A 14,636-nucleotide genomic window follows, 5' to 3' on the forward strand; every position below is an offset into this window, starting at 1 on the left:
TGACCGATCGCCGTTTGCGCGGCCAAAAACCCTTTGATATACGGGCGGCATCTCCCGGCCGAACGCCACGCGGGCAAGGCCGTCCCATATCCCAGCAACGAGGCATTCTTTCCATGGCGAAGATCAAGGTGGCGAACCCGGTCGTCGAACTCGACGGCGACGAGATGACCCGCATCATCTGGCAGTTCATCAAGGACAAGCTGATCCACCCTTATCTCGACCTGAAGCTTGAATATTACGACCTCGGTATCGAGCATCGCGACGCCACCAACGACCAGGTGACCATCGATTCGGCCAACGCCATCAAGAAATACGGCGTCGGTGTGAAGTGCGCGACGATCACCCCCGACGAACAGCGCGTCGAGGAATTCAAGCTGAAGAAGATGTGGAAGTCGCCGAACGGCACCATCCGCAACATCCTCGGCGGCACCATCTTCCGCGAGCCGATCATCATGAAGAACGTGCCGCGCCTGGTGCCCGGCTGGACCAAGCCGATCATCGTCGGCCGTCACGCCTTCGGCGACCAGTATCGCGCCACCGATTTCCGCTTCCCCGGCAAGGGCAAGCTGACGATCAAGTTCGTCGGCGAGGACGGCCAGGTGATCGAGCACGACGTGTTCGACGCGCCCGGCGCCGGTGTCGCCATGGCCATGTACAATCTCGACGAGTCGATCCGCGAATTCGCCCGCGCCTCGCTGAATTACGGCCTGCTGCGCAACTATCCGGTCTATCTCTCGACCAAGAACACCATCCTCAAGGCCTATGACGGCCGCTTCAAGGACATCTTCCAGGAGGTCTACGAGGCTGAATTCGAGGCAGAGTTCAACTCGAAGAAGCTGTGGTACGAGCACCGGCTGATCGACGACATGGTGGCCTCCAGCCTGAAATGGTCGGGCGGCTATGTCTGGGCCTGCAAGAACTATGACGGCGACGTGCAATCCGACACGGTGGCGCAAGGCTTCGGCTCGCTCGGCCTGATGACCTCGGTGCTGATGACGCCGGACGGCAAGACGGTGGAGGCGGAAGCCGCGCACGGCACCGTCACCCGCCACTATCGCCAGCACCAGAAGGGCGAGGAAACCTCGACCAATTCGATCGCCTCGATCTTCGCCTGGACGCGCGGCCTCGCGCACCGCGCCAAGCTCGACGACAATGCCGAGTTGAAACGGTTCGCCGAGACGCTGGAGAAGGTCTGCATCCAGACCGTCGAGAGCGGCTTCATGACCAAGGACCTGTCGCTGTTGATCGGCCCGGACCAGCCCTGGCTCTCGACCACCGGCTTCCTCGACAAGATCGACGAGAATTTGCAGAAAGCGATGGCGTAAGTACTCGCAGCTCCACATGCCGAAGGCTCCGAAAGGAGCCTTCGTCTTTTTGGGCCGATGAAGCAACGAAGGGCCGGCAGCATGACCAAGCCAATCCTCTACGGAGCGGACTACAGCGTTTACGTGCGCATCGCGCGGATGACGCTGGAGGAGAAAGGCGTCGGCTACGAACTCATTCCGCTCGACATCTTCGCAGCCGAAGGCATCCCGTCCTGGTATCTCGAACATCACCCGTTCGGCCGCATCCCGGCCTTCGAGCATGACGGGTTTCGGCTCTTCGAGACGAATGCCATCGCGCGCTATGTCGACGAGGCTTTCGACGGCCCGGCGCTGCGGCCCGCCGATCCGCGCGGCCGCGCCAGGATGGCGCAGATGACAGGCATGCTCGACGCCTATGGCTACCGCGCAATGGTCTGGGACGTCGCCGTCGAGCGGCTGGAAAAGGCGGAGCCGGATGAGAGCCTGATCGCCGATGGCCTGAGCCAGGCGGAAACGGTCCTCAGAGTGCTCACCGCACTCAAGGTTCCCGGACCGTGGCTGCTCGGCGATCAGGTGACGCTGGCCGACCTGCATGCGGCGCCGATCATCGCCTATTTCCTGAAGGCTGCCGACGGGCAAAAGCTGATGGCCGGGTTTGCCGAGATTCAGGCGTGGTGGGATCGGATCACTGACAGACAGGCCTTTGGCGTGACCGAAAAGGCCGATTGAGAGCCGGTGGCCGGGCTAAAACCCTATCTCGGGCCTTGTGACCATCAGCCAGAGAATGGCAAGCACGGCGGCGAAAGCCGGGAAGCCGCAAGCAAACCAGATGCGAAACAGGCGCTTCTCTTCGGCGGGCAGTGCCACGTTTTCGATGGCCGCCTGCCGCGCCAGATTCCGAATCCGAATCTGAATCCAGACCACCGGCAGCCAGAACAGACCGGTCACGACATAAAGCAGCAAGGACAGCACAATCCAGCCTTCGGAGAGCGGCCAGCCAACCGCTTGCGCCAGCAACACGCCCGTGATTGGCTGCACGATGACGGCGGTCGCCGTAAAAATGGTGTCGGCGATGACGACAGTACCCGCGACATGGGCGACGATATCGGCGCGGCCGCTGCGTTGCGCCATCAGCATGAAGAAGGCGATGCCGGCACCGGTGCCGAACAGAACCGTGCCGCCGATGACATGCGCCCAGCGCAATATGTCAGCCCAGAGGCTCATCGCTCGTCCAGCACCGCGAGCGCCACCAGCACCAGGCAAAGCCCGGGTATCGTCTTGACCAGCGGACCCAGTGGATCAAGCCATAGACTTGGAACAAAAAGCGTCGCCCCCGCCAGATAGGAGAGTGTGATCGCAATCATCGCCAGCAGCGCGGGCTTGGCGAAAGGCCGGACCAGAACCGCCGCGCCAACGACGATATCCGCGGCGCTGCCGACCAGAACGCAAATATGCGCGAAATCCACCGACACACCGCGTGAGGCGAGAATGTCCGCGGCCTGATCTTGCCGGATCATGCCAACGATGCCCGAAACGAGCCAGAACAGAGACAGGCAAGCGAAGATAACAGGCTTCGCCAGCCAAAGGCGCGCGAACCATCGTTCCTGAGCATGTGCCGGCATATCGGCCAGCGTTGCCTCCAGCGGCTGAAGCGGATGGTCGCAAACGGCATTCCAGGACCGGGCATTGCCTGTGATGCCGTCCGCCAGCGCGGCAAGTGCCGAGCTGCGTAGAGGAGAGCGCCAACCAAGGACGCCAACGGCATCGGCAACGACACTGGCGAACCGGCCAAGGATGGCCGGCATCGGCATGACCCGTGCTTGCGGCAGACCAAGCCATGCGCGAAAGGACAGCAGAACATCGGAGAGAGATCTGGCATTGCCCTCGACGAGATCGATGGCAAGTCGGGGTGGCAGCGATCCGGCGACCGCGCGCGACACCGCTTCGGCAACATCGGCGACCGATACAGTCTGGATCGGTTGGCGCGGCATGACGGCCGGAATAAAACCAGGGAATGCCGCAAGGGCACGCAGAAGCGCCGTGCCGCCATAGGCGGCGGGCGCGATCACAAGGCCCGGCCGCAGAATGGTCCACTCCAGGGATGAGCTTGCGACGGCTTTGTCGCCTTGCGCCTTGGTGCTGAAGAAAGGATTTGGCGAAGCGAGATCGGCGCCGATCGCGGATATCTGCGCAAAGCGATGCACACCGGCCTGTTCGCAAGCCGCGACAAGTGCCACCACCGAGCCCCGGTGAACGGCGTCCAGACGGTCGCGCGGGCCGTCCTGCAAGGCGCCCGCGGCGTTGACAACCGCGTCCATGCCCGCAACCACCGGCAGCCAGTCTTCAGCGGCGAGCAGTTTCGACATGTCCGCCGCGATCCAGCGAACCGCCGGCCGGCGCCGCCCGGCATCCCCGACTTCGCGACCGAGACCGGTCACCTGATGACCGTCGCGAAGCAAACGGCCAATGACGGCGTCCCCGATCAAACCATAGCCGCCGAGGACGAGTATTTTCATGTCGCGGCTTTCAGGCGGCTTCGAGTGCCGCCCTGACCGCCGCAATCGCATCATTGGCCTTCGAGGCGTCAGGGCCACCGGCCTGGGCCATGTCGGGCCGGCCGCCACCGCCCTGCCCGCCCAAGGCGGCGGAGGCGACGCGCACCAGGTCGACAGCGCTGAAGCGGCCGACGAGATCGTCGGTGACGGCAACTACGACGCTTGCCTTGTTATCCTCACCGGCACCCACGAAGACGACGACGCCGGAGCCGAGCGAGGTCTTGCCGGCATCGGCCAGCGGCTTCAGGTCCTTCGGCGAGACGCCGGAGACGGCCTTGCCGAGGAAGCCGATGCCCGCGACCGTCTCGTTCTCCGAGGGCGCGCCGGCCGCGGCACCGCCGCCCAGCGCCAGTTTCTTGCGCGCTTCGGTGAGGTCCTTCTCGAGCTTCTTGCGCTCCTCAAGCAAAGCCTCGACGCGCGCCGGCACGTCGGCGGGCGAGATCTTCAGCGTCGCTGCCGTCGCCTTCAGACGCCGATCCTGCTCGTCGAGATGTTTTCTGGCCGCCTCGCCGGTCAATGCCTCGATACGGCGCACGCCGGCGGCAACCGCGCTGTCGGAAACGACGCGCACCAGGCCGATGTCGCCGGTCGCCCTGACATGGGTGCCGCCGCAGAGTTCGACCGAATAGGGCCGGTTGGCCTTGGCGCCGTGCAGCCCGGTACCCATCGACACGACGCGCACTTCATCGCCATACTTCTCGCCGAACAGCGCCATGGCGCCCTCGGCAATGGCGTCGTCGACCGACATCAGGCGCGTGTTCACCGGGCCGTTCTGCACGACGATTTCATTGGCCATGCGCTCGACCTCTTCGAGTTCTTCGGCCGAAATCGGCTTGTTGTGCGAGATGTCGAAGCGCAGGCGCTCCGGCGCTACCAGCGAGCCCTTCTGCGCGACATGGGTGCCCAGCACCTCGCGCAGCGCCTCATGGATCAGGTGGGTGGCGGAGTGGTTGGCGCGCAGCCTGGAGCGCCTGTTATGGTCGACCTTGAGCTCAACGGCAGCGCCCGTCTTGACCGTGCCGCTCGCCACCTTGCCCAGATGCACGAACAGCCCATCCGCCTTCTTCTGCGTGTCGGAGATCTCGATCGAGAAGCCTTCGCCCGAAATCACGCCAGTATCGCCCATCTGGCCGCCTGACTCGCCATAGAATGGCGTCTGGTTGACGACCACCGCAACCGCGTCACCCTTGCCGGCGCTGTCGACGGTCTTGCCGTCCCGGACCAGCGCCTGGATGAGGCCTTCCGCGGCTTCAGTCTCGTAGCCGAGGAATTCGGTGGCACCGGTCTTTTCGCGCACCGAGAACCACACCGTCTCGGTGGCAGCCTCGCCAGATCCCGCCCAGTGTTTGCGCGCCTCGGCCTTCTGCTGCTCCATCGCATTGGTGAAGCCGGCAAGATCAACCGAGATGTTGCGCTGGCGTAGCGCGTCCTGCGTCAAGTCGAGCGGGAAGCCGTAGGTGTCGTAGAGCTTGAAAGCCGTTTCGCCATCCAGCATGTCGCCGGCATGCAGCGTGTCCGTCGCCTCGGAGAGCAGGCCGAGGCCGCGCACCAGCGTCTTGCGGAAGCGCGTCTCCTCGAGCTTCAACGTTTCCGTGATCAGCTGTTCGCCGCGCAGCAATTCGGGATAGGCTTGGCCCATCTCGCGCACCAGGGCCGGCACCAGCTTCCACATCAGCGGCTCGCTCGCGCCGAGCAGCTGCGCGTGGCGCATGGCGCGGCGCATGATGCGGCGCAGCACATAGCCGCGGCCTTCGTTCGAAGGCAGCACGCCGTCGGCGACCAGGAAGGAGGACGAGCGCAAATGATCGGCAATGACACGGTAGGACGCCACCGTTTCGGCATCCGGCGCGCGCCCAAGCGCGGAAGACGCCGCATCGATGAGGTGACGGAACAGGTCGGTTTCGAAAACGCTTTCCACGCCCTGCAGGATGGACGCCATGCGCTCCAAACCCATGCCGGTGTCGATCGAAGGACGCGGCAGGTCGATGCGCTCGTCCTTCGTCACCTGCTCATATTGCATGAACACCAGGTTCCAGAATTCAAGGAACCGGTCGCCGTCTTCCTCGGGACTGCCGGGAGGGCCACCCCAGATGTGCTCGCCTCGATCGATGAAGATTTCCGAGCACGGCCCACAAGGACCGGTGTCGCCCATCGCCCAGAAATTGTCCGAGGTCGGGATGCGGATAATGCGATCGTCCGAGAAACCGGCGATCTTCTTCCAGAAGCCCGCCGCCTCATCGTCGGTGTGGTAGACGGTGACCAGCAGCTTGTCCTTCTTCAGCCCGAATTCCTTGGTGATCAGGTTCCAGGCAAGCTCGATGGCGCGCTCCTTGAAATAATCGCCGAAGGAGAAATTGCCGAGCATCTCGAAGAAGGTCAGGTGACGCGCGGTGTAGCCGACATTGTCGAGATCGTTGTGCTTGCCGCCGGCGCGAACGCTCTTCTGGGCAGTGGTGGCGCGCGAATAGGTCCGCTTCTCCAAACCGGTGAAGACGTTCTTGAACTGCACCATGCCGGCATTGGTGAACATCAATGTCGGATCGTTGCGCGGCACGAGCGGGCTCGAAGCCACGACCTCGTGGCCCTCCTTGCGGAAATAGTCGAGAAATGTCGACCGGATCTCGTTCACGCCACTCATGACTGCTGCCTTTTCGCGAAAACCGCCGGCGCGGCCGGCGGAAACTGGTCTCTGCTTTTTAGAAGATTGACTTGGCCTTTTAGCGGGCACACCGCACCCTGTCCAGAAACACGGAATTGGGCCAATCCAATGCACGTCGCCCAAAACGACCTCGGTTTTGGCATAGCGACATGCATGCGGATAAAGACCTGAAGCGTGTCGCGTGAATCCGCTCAGACGCGAAGCGCTTCAGGAGCTTGTCAGCCCCACACTGTCCAAAAACAAAAACCGCCGGCTCGAAGGCCGGCGGTTTTGAACGCGGTACGAAAGAACTCGATTACTTAAGCATCAGGTCATAGGCCGGCTTTATGGCCGAACTCTGGCAGTGTCCTACATCGCGCCGGCTTCGTCCTCAAAACCGTCGTCGCCGTTGCCCTCGGAGCCGCCATTCTCGAGGAATTTCTCGGCGATCAGCCCGGCATTCTGTCTCAGCGCCAGTTCGATCTCGCGCGCGGTATCGGGATTGTCGCGCAGGAACAGTTTTGCGTTTTCGCGGCCCTGGCCGAGACGCTGCGAATTGTAGGAGAACCAGGCGCCCGACTTCTCGACCACGCCGGCCTTGACGCCGAGATCGACGAGTTCGCCGGTCTTGGACACGCCCTCGCCATACATGATGTCGAATTCGACCACCTTGAAGGGCGGCGCCAGCTTGTTCTTGACGACCTTGACGCGGGTCTGGTTGCCGACGACCTCGTCGCGATCCTTGACCGAGCCGATGCGGCGGATGTCGAGGCGCACCGACGCGTAGAATTTCAGCGCGTTGCCGCCGGTCGTGGTCTCGGGCGAACCAAACATGACGCCGATCTTCATGCGGATCTGGTTGATGAAGATGACCATGGTGTTGGAGCGCGAGATCGAGGCGGTCAGCTTGCGCAGCGCCTGGCTCATCAGGCGGGCCTGCAGGCCGGGCAGCGAATCGCCCATCTCGCCCTCGATTTCCGCACGCGGCGTCAGCGCCGCGACCGAATCGACCACCAGCACGTCGATGGCGCCGGAACGCACCAGCGTGTCGCAGATCTCCAGCGCCTGTTCGCCGGTGTCGGGCTGCGAGATCAGCAGGTTTTCAAGATCGACACCGAGCTTGCGGGCATAGACCGGATCGAGCGCATGCTCGGCATCGACGAAGGCGCAGATGCCGCCCTTCTTCTGGGCCTCGGCCACCGTATGCAGCGCCAGCGTCGTCTTGCCCGAGCTTTCCGGCCCGTAGATCTCGATAATGCGGCCGCGCGGCAGGCCACCAACCCCGAGGGCGATGTCGAGGCCGAGCGAACCGGTCGGCACCGTTTCGATCTCGACGACCTGCTCGTTGGCGCCGAGCCGCATGATCGAGCCCTTGCCGAAAGCCCGCTCGATTTGCGACAGCGCCGCATCCAGAGCCTTTGATTTGTCCACTGCCTTATCCTCTACAAGCCGCAAAGAATTCTGAGCCATGATACATCACCCCTTGGTCGTCAATGAAGGCCGGACAATCCGCAATCCCTGGCATTTTGTACCTTTTTTGTTCTCATTTGGCAAGAGGCAACAACCGTTTGAAAAATAAACGATATCCTGATTTGTTCTTTTTTCGTACCAGAAACGCGAGCAGCAACCCGCCTCCCATTGGGCCAGCCGGCGCCGTTGTCCCGGCCTGCCGAATCGCTGCCTTGCATGCGAAGCTCTCTCGCGCAGCCTAGCGCTTGTGCGGCTGCAACAACAAAGGTCATATCGCCGCCATGGTGAAATCCGCAAAGATACTGGCCGTGGGAGGGGCCCACATCGACCGGCGCGGCCAGGTGTCCGGCCTCTACGTGCCGGCCGCGTCCAACCCCGGCACGATGCGCGAGGATGTCGGCGGCGGCGTCTTCAACGCGCTGCGCAACACAGTGTTGCGCGGCGTCTCCGCTTCGCTGCTTTCGATGCGCGGCGGCGATGCGGCGGGCGACACCGTTTCACGCGCCATAGCGAAGGCAGGGATTGCAGATCTGTCAGCGGTGTTCCTTGACCGCACGACACCAAGCTATACCGCGTTGATCGATCGCGAAGGCGAGTTGATCGTCGGCTTTGCCGACATGGCGCTGTACGACCTGGCGTTTCCCAAGCAGATCCGCCGATCCAAGGTGCGGGAGGCGATCGCGGCCGCCGACGCCATCCTGTGTGACGCCAATCTGCCGTCGGCGGCACTGGAGCGACTGGTTTCGCTTGCCGCCGGCAAGCCCGTATTCGCCATTGCCATTTCGCCGGCCAAGATCGTGCGCCTGAAGCCGGTGCTCGGCAATCTGGCCGTCGTCTTCATGAACCAGCGCGAGGCCCTCGCGCTGGCAGGCCTGGACGGCACGGCTTCCCAGCGCGGCATCGTTGACGGTTTGAGACGCTCCGGCCTCACCAGCGCGGTGGTAACGGCGGGCGGCGGCCCGGTGCTGGGTTTCGATCGCGACGGCATGTTCGCCATCATGCCGCCCGCCCCGAGGAAAGTTGTGGACGTCACCGGCGCGGGAGATGCGCTGGCGGGGGCAACGGTCGCCGCCTTGCTGCGCGGCATACCCTTGCGGGCGGCGTTGCGGGAAGGCGTCGCCGCGGCAACCCTGGTCATCGAGAGCGCCGACGCCGTTCCCGATTTCACCGCGGCCGCCTTCATGGAAGCGCTGGCCCTTGTGCCCGATGTGCAGGAAGTGGCATGAGACCGGCAAATTCATAGTACCGGAGTGCCGCCGCGCGTCTTGATGGATGCAACGCATACCGGTTGGAGATTAGAGATGACGCCAGAGACCGCACGCCCCTTCATCGATATCCACGCGCCGGTGGCGCAAGCCCTGGCCGCCGGACGCCCGGTGGTGGCGCTGGAAAGCACCATCATCACCCATGGCATGCCCTACCCCGACAATGGCGCCATGGCGGCGAACGTCGAGAAGATCATCAGCGACGGTGGTGCCGTGCCGGCGACGATCGCCGTGGTCGGCGGGCGCATCAAGATCGGCCTTTCCGACGGCGAACGCGAATCGCTCGCCATGACCGGCGACGCCATGAAGCTGTCGCGCGCCGACCTCGGCTTCGCCGTCGCGCAAGGACGTACCGGCGGCACCACGGTCGCCGCGACGATGATCGCCGCCCATATGGTCGGGATAAAAGTGTTCGCCACCGGCGGCATTGGCGGCGTGCACAAGGGGGCGGAAACGAGTTTCGATATTTCGGCCGATCTCGATGAGTTGGCGCGCACACCGGTCATCGTCGTCTCGGCCGGCGCCAAGGCCATTCTCGATATCGAAAAAACGCTGGAAGTGCTGGAGACGCGCGGCGTGCCTGTTGTCGGCCATGGCTGCGAGACCATGCCCGCCTTCTGGTCGCGGCAGTCGCCGTTCCGCGCGCCTCTCACCTTGTACAAGCCGGAAGACATCGCGCATTTCCACCAGACCCGGGCTGCGCTTGGGCTCGGCGGCGGCATGCTGATCGCCAACCCGGTGCCGCAGGACCACGAAATCCCGGCCGAAGAAATGGCGGGCTATATCGAAGCGGCACAAAAGGCCGCCGAGGCTCTGCACGTGACCGGCAAGGCGGTGACGCCGTTCCTGCTGTCGAAGATACTCGAACTCACCGGCGGCCGCAGCCTGAAGACCAACATCGCGCTGGTCGAAAACAATGCGAGGCTGGCGGCCGAGATAGCAAAGGCGCTGTAGGTTCGGCGGCTACTTGCCTGCGCGCCTTCCAGCCTCATGGGCGCGGCGTGCCCACACCGTCATCTCGTCCGGATCGTCAAAGGCACTGTCGGGAATGCTCCAATAGGGCATGGCGACCAGCTTGCCGTGGCGCGAGCCGGTATAGGTCCATTGCTTGCAGCCCTCGGCTTCGAAGTCGGGGACGCTTTGCTCGTCGGCCTTCATCAGCAATTCGCCGCGCAGCACGATGGCGACGATGACGCCGTCGAAATAGATGCCCTTGCCGCCGAACAGCCTGCGGATGCTGACCGGGCCAAGGCCGGCGAACAGTTCGGCGATGCGTTCATTGTCCATGCCGCGATCATGTCACCGGCATTTGACATTGTCACCGCGCAACCAAGATCATGCTGACAGGTTGAGATCATTCAGTCGGAGTTTTTGTCATGCCGCTTCTGCTCAAGGGATCCTGCCGCTGCAACGCCGTGCGTTTCGAGGTGGAGAGCCACACGCCCGTCCCGTTCATGCTCTGCTACTGTTCGATCTGCCGCAAGCAGCAGGGCGGCGGCGGTTTCGCCATCAATCTCGGTGCCGACTACGAAACGCTGAACATCAGGGGCAAGAGGAGCCTTGGCGTCTACCGTGCCGAGATCGAGGACGACGAGCGTCCGCATTGCGAGGTCTCGACCGGCGAACGCAATTTCTGCCGCAAATGCGGGGCGGCGCTCTGGCTCTACGATCCGACCTGGCCGGAACTGGTGCATCCCTTCGCCTCGGCGATCGACAGCGACCTGCCGAAACCGCCTGAAAAGGTGCATCTTATGCTGAAATACAAGGCAAACTGGGTCGAACCTGTGATCGGCAAGCGCGACAAGGTGTTCGATATCTACCCGGAAGAGTCGATCGCCGACTGGCACAAGCGGACGGGTATGTGGGTGGAGTAGTTTCCTTCGCCCCGCAAGCAGGGCGAAGGAAAGATCAGGCCGAGGCGCGTGCCTCTGCCAGCGCTTTGAGGTCAGCCGGCTTCAGTTCGACGGACTCGCCGCAGCCGCAGGCCGAACTCTGGTTCGGGTTGTGGAAGGTGAAGCCGGTGCGCAGCGTCGTCTGCTCGAAATCCATCTCGGTGCCGAACAGGAAGAGCGCCGCCTCCGGCGCGACATAGACATGGGCGCCGTCGCGCTCGATATGGTCGTCCTTGGTGTTGGGTTCAGTCACCAGGTCTACCGTGTATTCCATGCCGGCGCAGCCGCCCTTCTTGATGCCGAGGCGGATGCCATGCGCGTTGTCACGGGTAGCCACGATCTCGCGCACCCGGTCGGCGGCCTTTTCGGTCATCGTGATGACGGCAAAGCGTCCCATTCTCTTTCCTTCTCCATTCCATGCAGGTTCAAGGCCTGCCGAATGATTCCTCACCTAAAATGGTGAACTTTTACCACTGGCGCAAGTGTACCAGGCTCGACCTGCTAAAGCGTGACGCGCTTTAGGTTTTTGGTTTATGCATGTCGTTGTCCCAAAACCGAGGTCACTTTTGGGCGACATGCTTTAGTACCAGCCCACCGCCACCTGTGCCTCTTCCGACATGCGGTCGGGCGACCAGGGCGGGTCGAAGGTCATGTTGACCTCGACGCCGGACACGCCTTCGACGGCGCCGACGGCATTTTCCACCCAGCCCGGCATTTCGCCGGCCACCGGGCAGCCCGGCGCGGTCAGCGTCATGTCGATCTTGACCGAGCGGTCGTCCTCGATGTCGATCTTGTAGACGAGGCCAAGCTCGTAGATGTCGGCCGGGATTTCCGGGTCGTAGACCGTCTTCAGCGCCGAGACGATATCGTCTGTCAGCCGCGCAAGTTCGTCGGCGGGAATGGCGGAGGCCGATACGATGCCATCTGCAGCCGTTCCCGGCGCGGTCTCAGCGGTTGTGCTCACATCGTCCATGGTCGTCATCACCCAAAGAACTTTCGCGCTTTTTCGAGCGCCTCGGCCAAAGCGTCGACTTCGGCCCTGGTATTATACATGCCGAACGATGCCCTGCATGTGGAGGTTACGCCAAAGCGTTTCAACAGCGGCTGGGCACAATGGGTGCCCGCGCGCACGGCAACGCCCTGCCTGTCTATCACCATCGACACGTCATGGGCATGAATGCCTTGCAGTTCGAAGGAGATGATCGCGCCTTTACCCGGCGCGTCGCCGAAGATACGCAGCGAGTTGATCGCGCGCAGCCGCTCATGCGCATAGGTCTTGAGGTCTTCCTCATGCGCCGCGATGCGCTCGCGGCCGATCTTTTCCATGTAGTCAAGCGCGGCACCGAGCCCGATCGCCTGGACGATCGGCGGCGTGCCGGCCTCGAAGCGATGCGGCGGCTCGTTGTAGGTGACGATGTCTTCCGTCACCTCCTCGATCATCTCGCCGCCACCCATGAAGGGCCGCATACCCTGGAGAATGTCCTTCTTGCCGTAGAGCACGCCGATGCCCGAGGGGCCATAGACCTTGTGGCCGGTGAAGACGAAGAAGTCGCAGTCGAGATCCTGCACGTCGATCGGCATGTGCACGGCGCTCTGGCTGCCGTCGACGAGTACGGGAATGCCGCGCGCATGCGCGATGCGCACGATCTCCTTGATCGGCGTCACCGTGCCCAGCGCATTCGACATCTGGGTGATGGCGACAAGCTTGGTGCGGTCTGTCAGCCGCTTCTCGAATTCCTCGATATGGAAGACGCCGAGATCGTCGACCGGCACCCAAACCAGCTTGGCGCCCTGCCGCTCGCGGATGAAATGCCAGGGAACGATGTTGGAGTGGTGCTCCATGATCGACAGCACGATCTCGTCGCCCTCGCCGATATTGGGCATGCCATAGCCATAGGCGACCGTGTTGATCGCCGAGGTCGTGTTGGAGGTGAAAACGATGTTGTCGGTGCTCGGTGCGTTGAGGAAGCGGCGCACCGTCTCACGCGCTTTTTCATAAGCGTCGGTCGCGGCATTCGACAGGAAATGCAGGCCGCGATGGACGTTGGCGTATTCCTGGGAATAGGCGTGCTGGATCGTATCCAGCACCACCTGCGGCTTCTGCGCCGAGGCGCCATTGTCGAGATAGACCAGCTTCTTGCCGTACACTTCCCGCGACAGGATCGGAAAGTCGCGACGGATCGCCTCGACGTCGTAGAAATCTCCGATCTTGCCTGGAGCGTTCATTATTTCACCCGTGTGTCAAAAACCAGTCGTCCAGCCGTGCTTCCAGCGCCTCGACGATCGCCTCGTCATCCAGTTCCTCGATCACCTCGGCGACGAACGCCTTGACCAGCAGGCCACGGGCCGACTTCTCGTCGACGCCGCGCGCCATCAGGTAGAACAGATGGTCGTGGTCGATTTCGGTGACGGTCGCGCCATGGCCGCAGACGACGTCGTCGGCGAAGATTTCCAGCTCCGGCTTGGTCGAGAACTCGCCGTCGTCCGACAGGAGCAATGTGTTGCAGGCCATCTTGGCGTTGGTCTTCTGCGCGTATTGGTGGACGTTGATGCGGCCCTGGAAAACGCCGCGCGCCTTGCCGGTCACCACATTGCGGATGATCTCGGTGGAGGTCGTGTGCGGCACCGCGTGGTCGAGCACCATCGTCACGTCGCTATGGGTGTCGCCAGCGAGCAGGTTGATGCCGCGCAGCTTGAAGTCGGCGCCTTCGCCCGTCGTCCTGACCATGACCTCCTGGCGCACAAGCTTGCCGCCGGCGTTCATCACGAACAGGGTCAGTTTCGCATTCTTGCCGATATGGGCCTTGAACTGCGCCAGATGGGTCGCCGTCTCCGGCTGTTCCTGGACGATCAGCCACGTCACCTCGGCACCCTCACCCAGCACAAGCTGGCTGACCGAACTGACCAGGGCAGCCCCGTCACCCGCCTGACGCTCGACGATGACCGCCTTGGCCCCAGCGCCGACGCGCACCGGCAGACGCACATGGGTCTGGCCGCCGGCCTGTATATTCTGCAATTCGATCGGCTTCTCGAGTTCCGTACCATCGGCGATGTCGACAAAGTAGCCATCGGCGACGAAGGCGGTGTTCAGCGCGCCGATCGCATCATCGGCGCCGTAGGGATCGAGCCCGGGCGCGATGCTGCCGTCGATCAGCTTGTCCGACAGGCGCTGGATGGTGACACCCTCGATATCAGGCACCTTCGCGTCGGACTTGCCGTTCAGGACCGGCAGAACGGCGGAGCCTTCGACGATCGGGGCGACGGCCTTGGCCATGGCGGCCGGATCGAAGTCCGGCACCGCATTCAACAGCCGGCGCAGGTCGGTGTAGTGCCAGGATTCGACGCGCCGCGTCGGCAGGCCGTGCTTGATCGCCTCGATCGCGTCGTCGCGCTTCAGCATTACCGCGCCGTCGCCCGGCAGCAGCGACAGCCGGTCGCCGAACGCGTCGATCAACGCCGTCTCGGCCGGTGTCCGCTGCGGCTGTGTGTGCATGTTCATCAGTTTGACCTTG

The 14,636-nt window shown here is 63.2% G+C and carries 14 protein-coding genes; 5 read left to right on the forward strand and 9 right to left on the reverse strand.

Features of this window, described 5'->3' with window-relative positions; genetic code table 11:
* Window positions 1-113 precede the first annotated feature (113 nt).
* A complete protein-coding gene (locus EB815_RS24215) occupies window positions 114-1,325 on the forward strand; it encodes an NADP-dependent isocitrate dehydrogenase (RefSeq protein WP_056562254.1) in 1,212 nt (403 codons plus the stop codon).
* 81 nt (window positions 1,326-1,406) lie between these two features.
* Entirely contained in the window at window positions 1,407-2,033 is a 627-nt protein-coding gene (locus EB815_RS24220; protein WP_056565402.1) for a glutathione S-transferase family protein, read from the forward strand.
* A 15-nt stretch (window positions 2,034-2,048) separates the two neighbouring features.
* Here the strand turns inward: EB815_RS24220 and EB815_RS24225 are convergent, their stop codons facing one another.
* From EB815_RS24225 to recA, 4 genes are all read right to left on the reverse strand, one after another.
* Window positions 2,049-2,528: a DUF2269 family protein gene (locus tag EB815_RS24225; RefSeq protein WP_056562257.1), complete on the reverse strand. Its 480-nt coding sequence runs from the start codon at window positions 2,526-2,528 to the stop codon at window positions 2,049-2,051.
* Window positions 2,525-3,820, reverse strand: coding sequence for an SDR family oxidoreductase (locus EB815_RS24230; RefSeq protein WP_056562260.1), 1,296 nt, complete (start codon window positions 3,818-3,820; stop codon window positions 2,525-2,527). The genes EB815_RS24225 and EB815_RS24230 overlap by 4 nt, the downstream gene beginning before the upstream one ends.
* 10 nt (window positions 3,821-3,830) lie before the next feature.
* Window positions 3,831-6,497 (reverse strand): alanine--tRNA ligase, encoded by a 2,667-nt coding sequence (gene alaS, locus EB815_RS24235; RefSeq protein WP_056562262.1) that lies wholly within the window; start codon window positions 6,495-6,497, stop codon window positions 3,831-3,833.
* A gap of 369 nt (window positions 6,498-6,866) precedes the next feature.
* Entirely contained in the window at window positions 6,867-7,967 is a 1,101-nt protein-coding gene (recA, locus tag EB815_RS24240) for a recombinase RecA (RefSeq protein WP_013895892.1), read from the reverse strand.
* A gap of 281 nt (window positions 7,968-8,248) precedes the next feature.
* On the opposite strand from recA, the gene EB815_RS24245 reads away from it, so the two are divergent.
* Window positions 8,249-9,193, forward strand: a complete 945-nt coding sequence (locus EB815_RS24245; protein WP_056565405.1) for a carbohydrate kinase family protein — start codon at window positions 8,249-8,251, stop codon at window positions 9,191-9,193.
* A gap of 75 nt (window positions 9,194-9,268) precedes the next feature.
* Window positions 9,269-10,186, forward strand: a complete 918-nt coding sequence (locus EB815_RS24250; protein WP_056562265.1) for a pseudouridine-5'-phosphate glycosidase — start codon at window positions 9,269-9,271, stop codon at window positions 10,184-10,186.
* Between the two features lie 9 nt (window positions 10,187-10,195).
* On the opposite strand, the gene EB815_RS24255 is transcribed toward EB815_RS24250, so the two are convergent.
* Complete coding sequence (locus EB815_RS24255; protein ID WP_056562267.1) at window positions 10,196-10,519, reverse strand: TfoX/Sxy family protein; 324 nt, start codon at window positions 10,517-10,519, stop codon at window positions 10,196-10,198.
* A gap of 89 nt (window positions 10,520-10,608) precedes the next feature.
* Between EB815_RS24255 and EB815_RS24260 the strand changes: the two genes are divergently transcribed.
* Window positions 10,609-11,106: a GFA family protein gene (locus EB815_RS24260; protein WP_056562270.1), complete on the forward strand. Its 498-nt coding sequence runs from the start codon at window positions 10,609-10,611 to the stop codon at window positions 11,104-11,106.
* A gap of 34 nt (window positions 11,107-11,140) precedes the next feature.
* Here EB815_RS24260 and sufA read toward each other — a convergent pair whose 3' ends face one another.
* From sufA to sufD, 4 genes are all read right to left on the reverse strand, one after another.
* Window positions 11,141-11,521, reverse strand: a complete 381-nt coding sequence (gene sufA / locus EB815_RS24265; RefSeq protein WP_013532156.1) for a Fe-S cluster assembly scaffold SufA — start codon at window positions 11,519-11,521, stop codon at window positions 11,141-11,143.
* A 183-nt stretch (window positions 11,522-11,704) separates the two neighbouring features.
* Complete coding sequence (locus tag EB815_RS24270) at window positions 11,705-12,097, reverse strand: SUF system Fe-S cluster assembly protein (RefSeq protein ID WP_081294794.1); 393 nt, start codon at window positions 12,095-12,097, stop codon at window positions 11,705-11,707.
* 8 nt (window positions 12,098-12,105) lie between these two features.
* Window positions 12,106-13,350, reverse strand: a complete 1,245-nt coding sequence (locus tag EB815_RS24275; RefSeq protein ID WP_056562276.1) for a cysteine desulfurase — start codon at window positions 13,348-13,350, stop codon at window positions 12,106-12,108.
* A gap of 4 nt (window positions 13,351-13,354) precedes the next feature.
* Entirely contained in the window at window positions 13,355-14,623 is a 1,269-nt protein-coding gene (sufD, locus tag EB815_RS24280; RefSeq protein ID WP_056565408.1) for a Fe-S cluster assembly protein SufD, read from the reverse strand.
* Window positions 14,624-14,636 lie beyond the last annotated feature (13 nt).

The sequence above is a fragment of the Mesorhizobium loti genome, from assembly GCF_013170705.1.
In the GTDB taxonomy this organism is placed as follows: domain Bacteria; phylum Pseudomonadota; class Alphaproteobacteria; order Rhizobiales; family Rhizobiaceae; genus Mesorhizobium; species Mesorhizobium loti_D.

Coding starts and splice junctions, on each gene's coding strand:
- EB815_RS24215 (WP_056562254.1), top strand. CDS start 114: ATGGCGAAGATCAAGGTGGCGAACCCGGTCGTCGAACTCGACGGCGAC.
- EB815_RS24220 (WP_056565402.1), top strand. CDS start 1,407: ATGACCAAGCCAATCCTCTACGGAGCGGACTACAGCGTTTACGTGCGC.
- EB815_RS24225 (WP_056562257.1), bottom strand. CDS start 2,528: ATGAGCCTCTGGGCTGACATATTGCGCTGGGCGCATGTCATCGGCGGC.
- EB815_RS24230 (WP_056562260.1), bottom strand. CDS start 3,820: ATGAAAATACTCGTCCTCGGCGGCTATGGTTTGATCGGGGACGCCGTC.
- alaS (WP_056562262.1), bottom strand. CDS start 6,497: ATGAGTGGCGTGAACGAGATCCGGTCGACATTTCTCGACTATTTCCGC.
- recA (WP_013895892.1), bottom strand. CDS start 7,967: ATGGCTCAGAATTCTTTGCGGCTTGTAGAGGATAAGGCAGTGGACAAA.
- EB815_RS24245 (WP_056565405.1), top strand. CDS start 8,249: ATGGTGAAATCCGCAAAGATACTGGCCGTGGGAGGGGCCCACATCGAC.
- EB815_RS24250 (WP_056562265.1), top strand. CDS start 9,269: ATGACGCCAGAGACCGCACGCCCCTTCATCGATATCCACGCGCCGGTG.
- EB815_RS24255 (WP_056562267.1), bottom strand. CDS start 10,519: ATGGACAATGAACGCATCGCCGAACTGTTCGCCGGCCTTGGCCCGGTC.
- EB815_RS24260 (WP_056562270.1), top strand. CDS start 10,609: ATGCCGCTTCTGCTCAAGGGATCCTGCCGCTGCAACGCCGTGCGTTTC.
- sufA (WP_013532156.1), bottom strand. CDS start 11,521: ATGGGACGCTTTGCCGTCATCACGATGACCGAAAAGGCCGCCGACCGG.
- EB815_RS24270 (WP_081294794.1), bottom strand. CDS start 12,097: ATGGACGATGTGAGCACAACCGCTGAGACCGCGCCGGGAACGGCTGCA.
- EB815_RS24275 (WP_056562276.1), bottom strand. CDS start 13,350: ATGAACGCTCCAGGCAAGATCGGAGATTTCTACGACGTCGAGGCGATC.
- sufD (WP_056565408.1), bottom strand. CDS start 14,623: ATGAACATGCACACACAGCCGCAGCGGACACCGGCCGAGACGGCGTTG.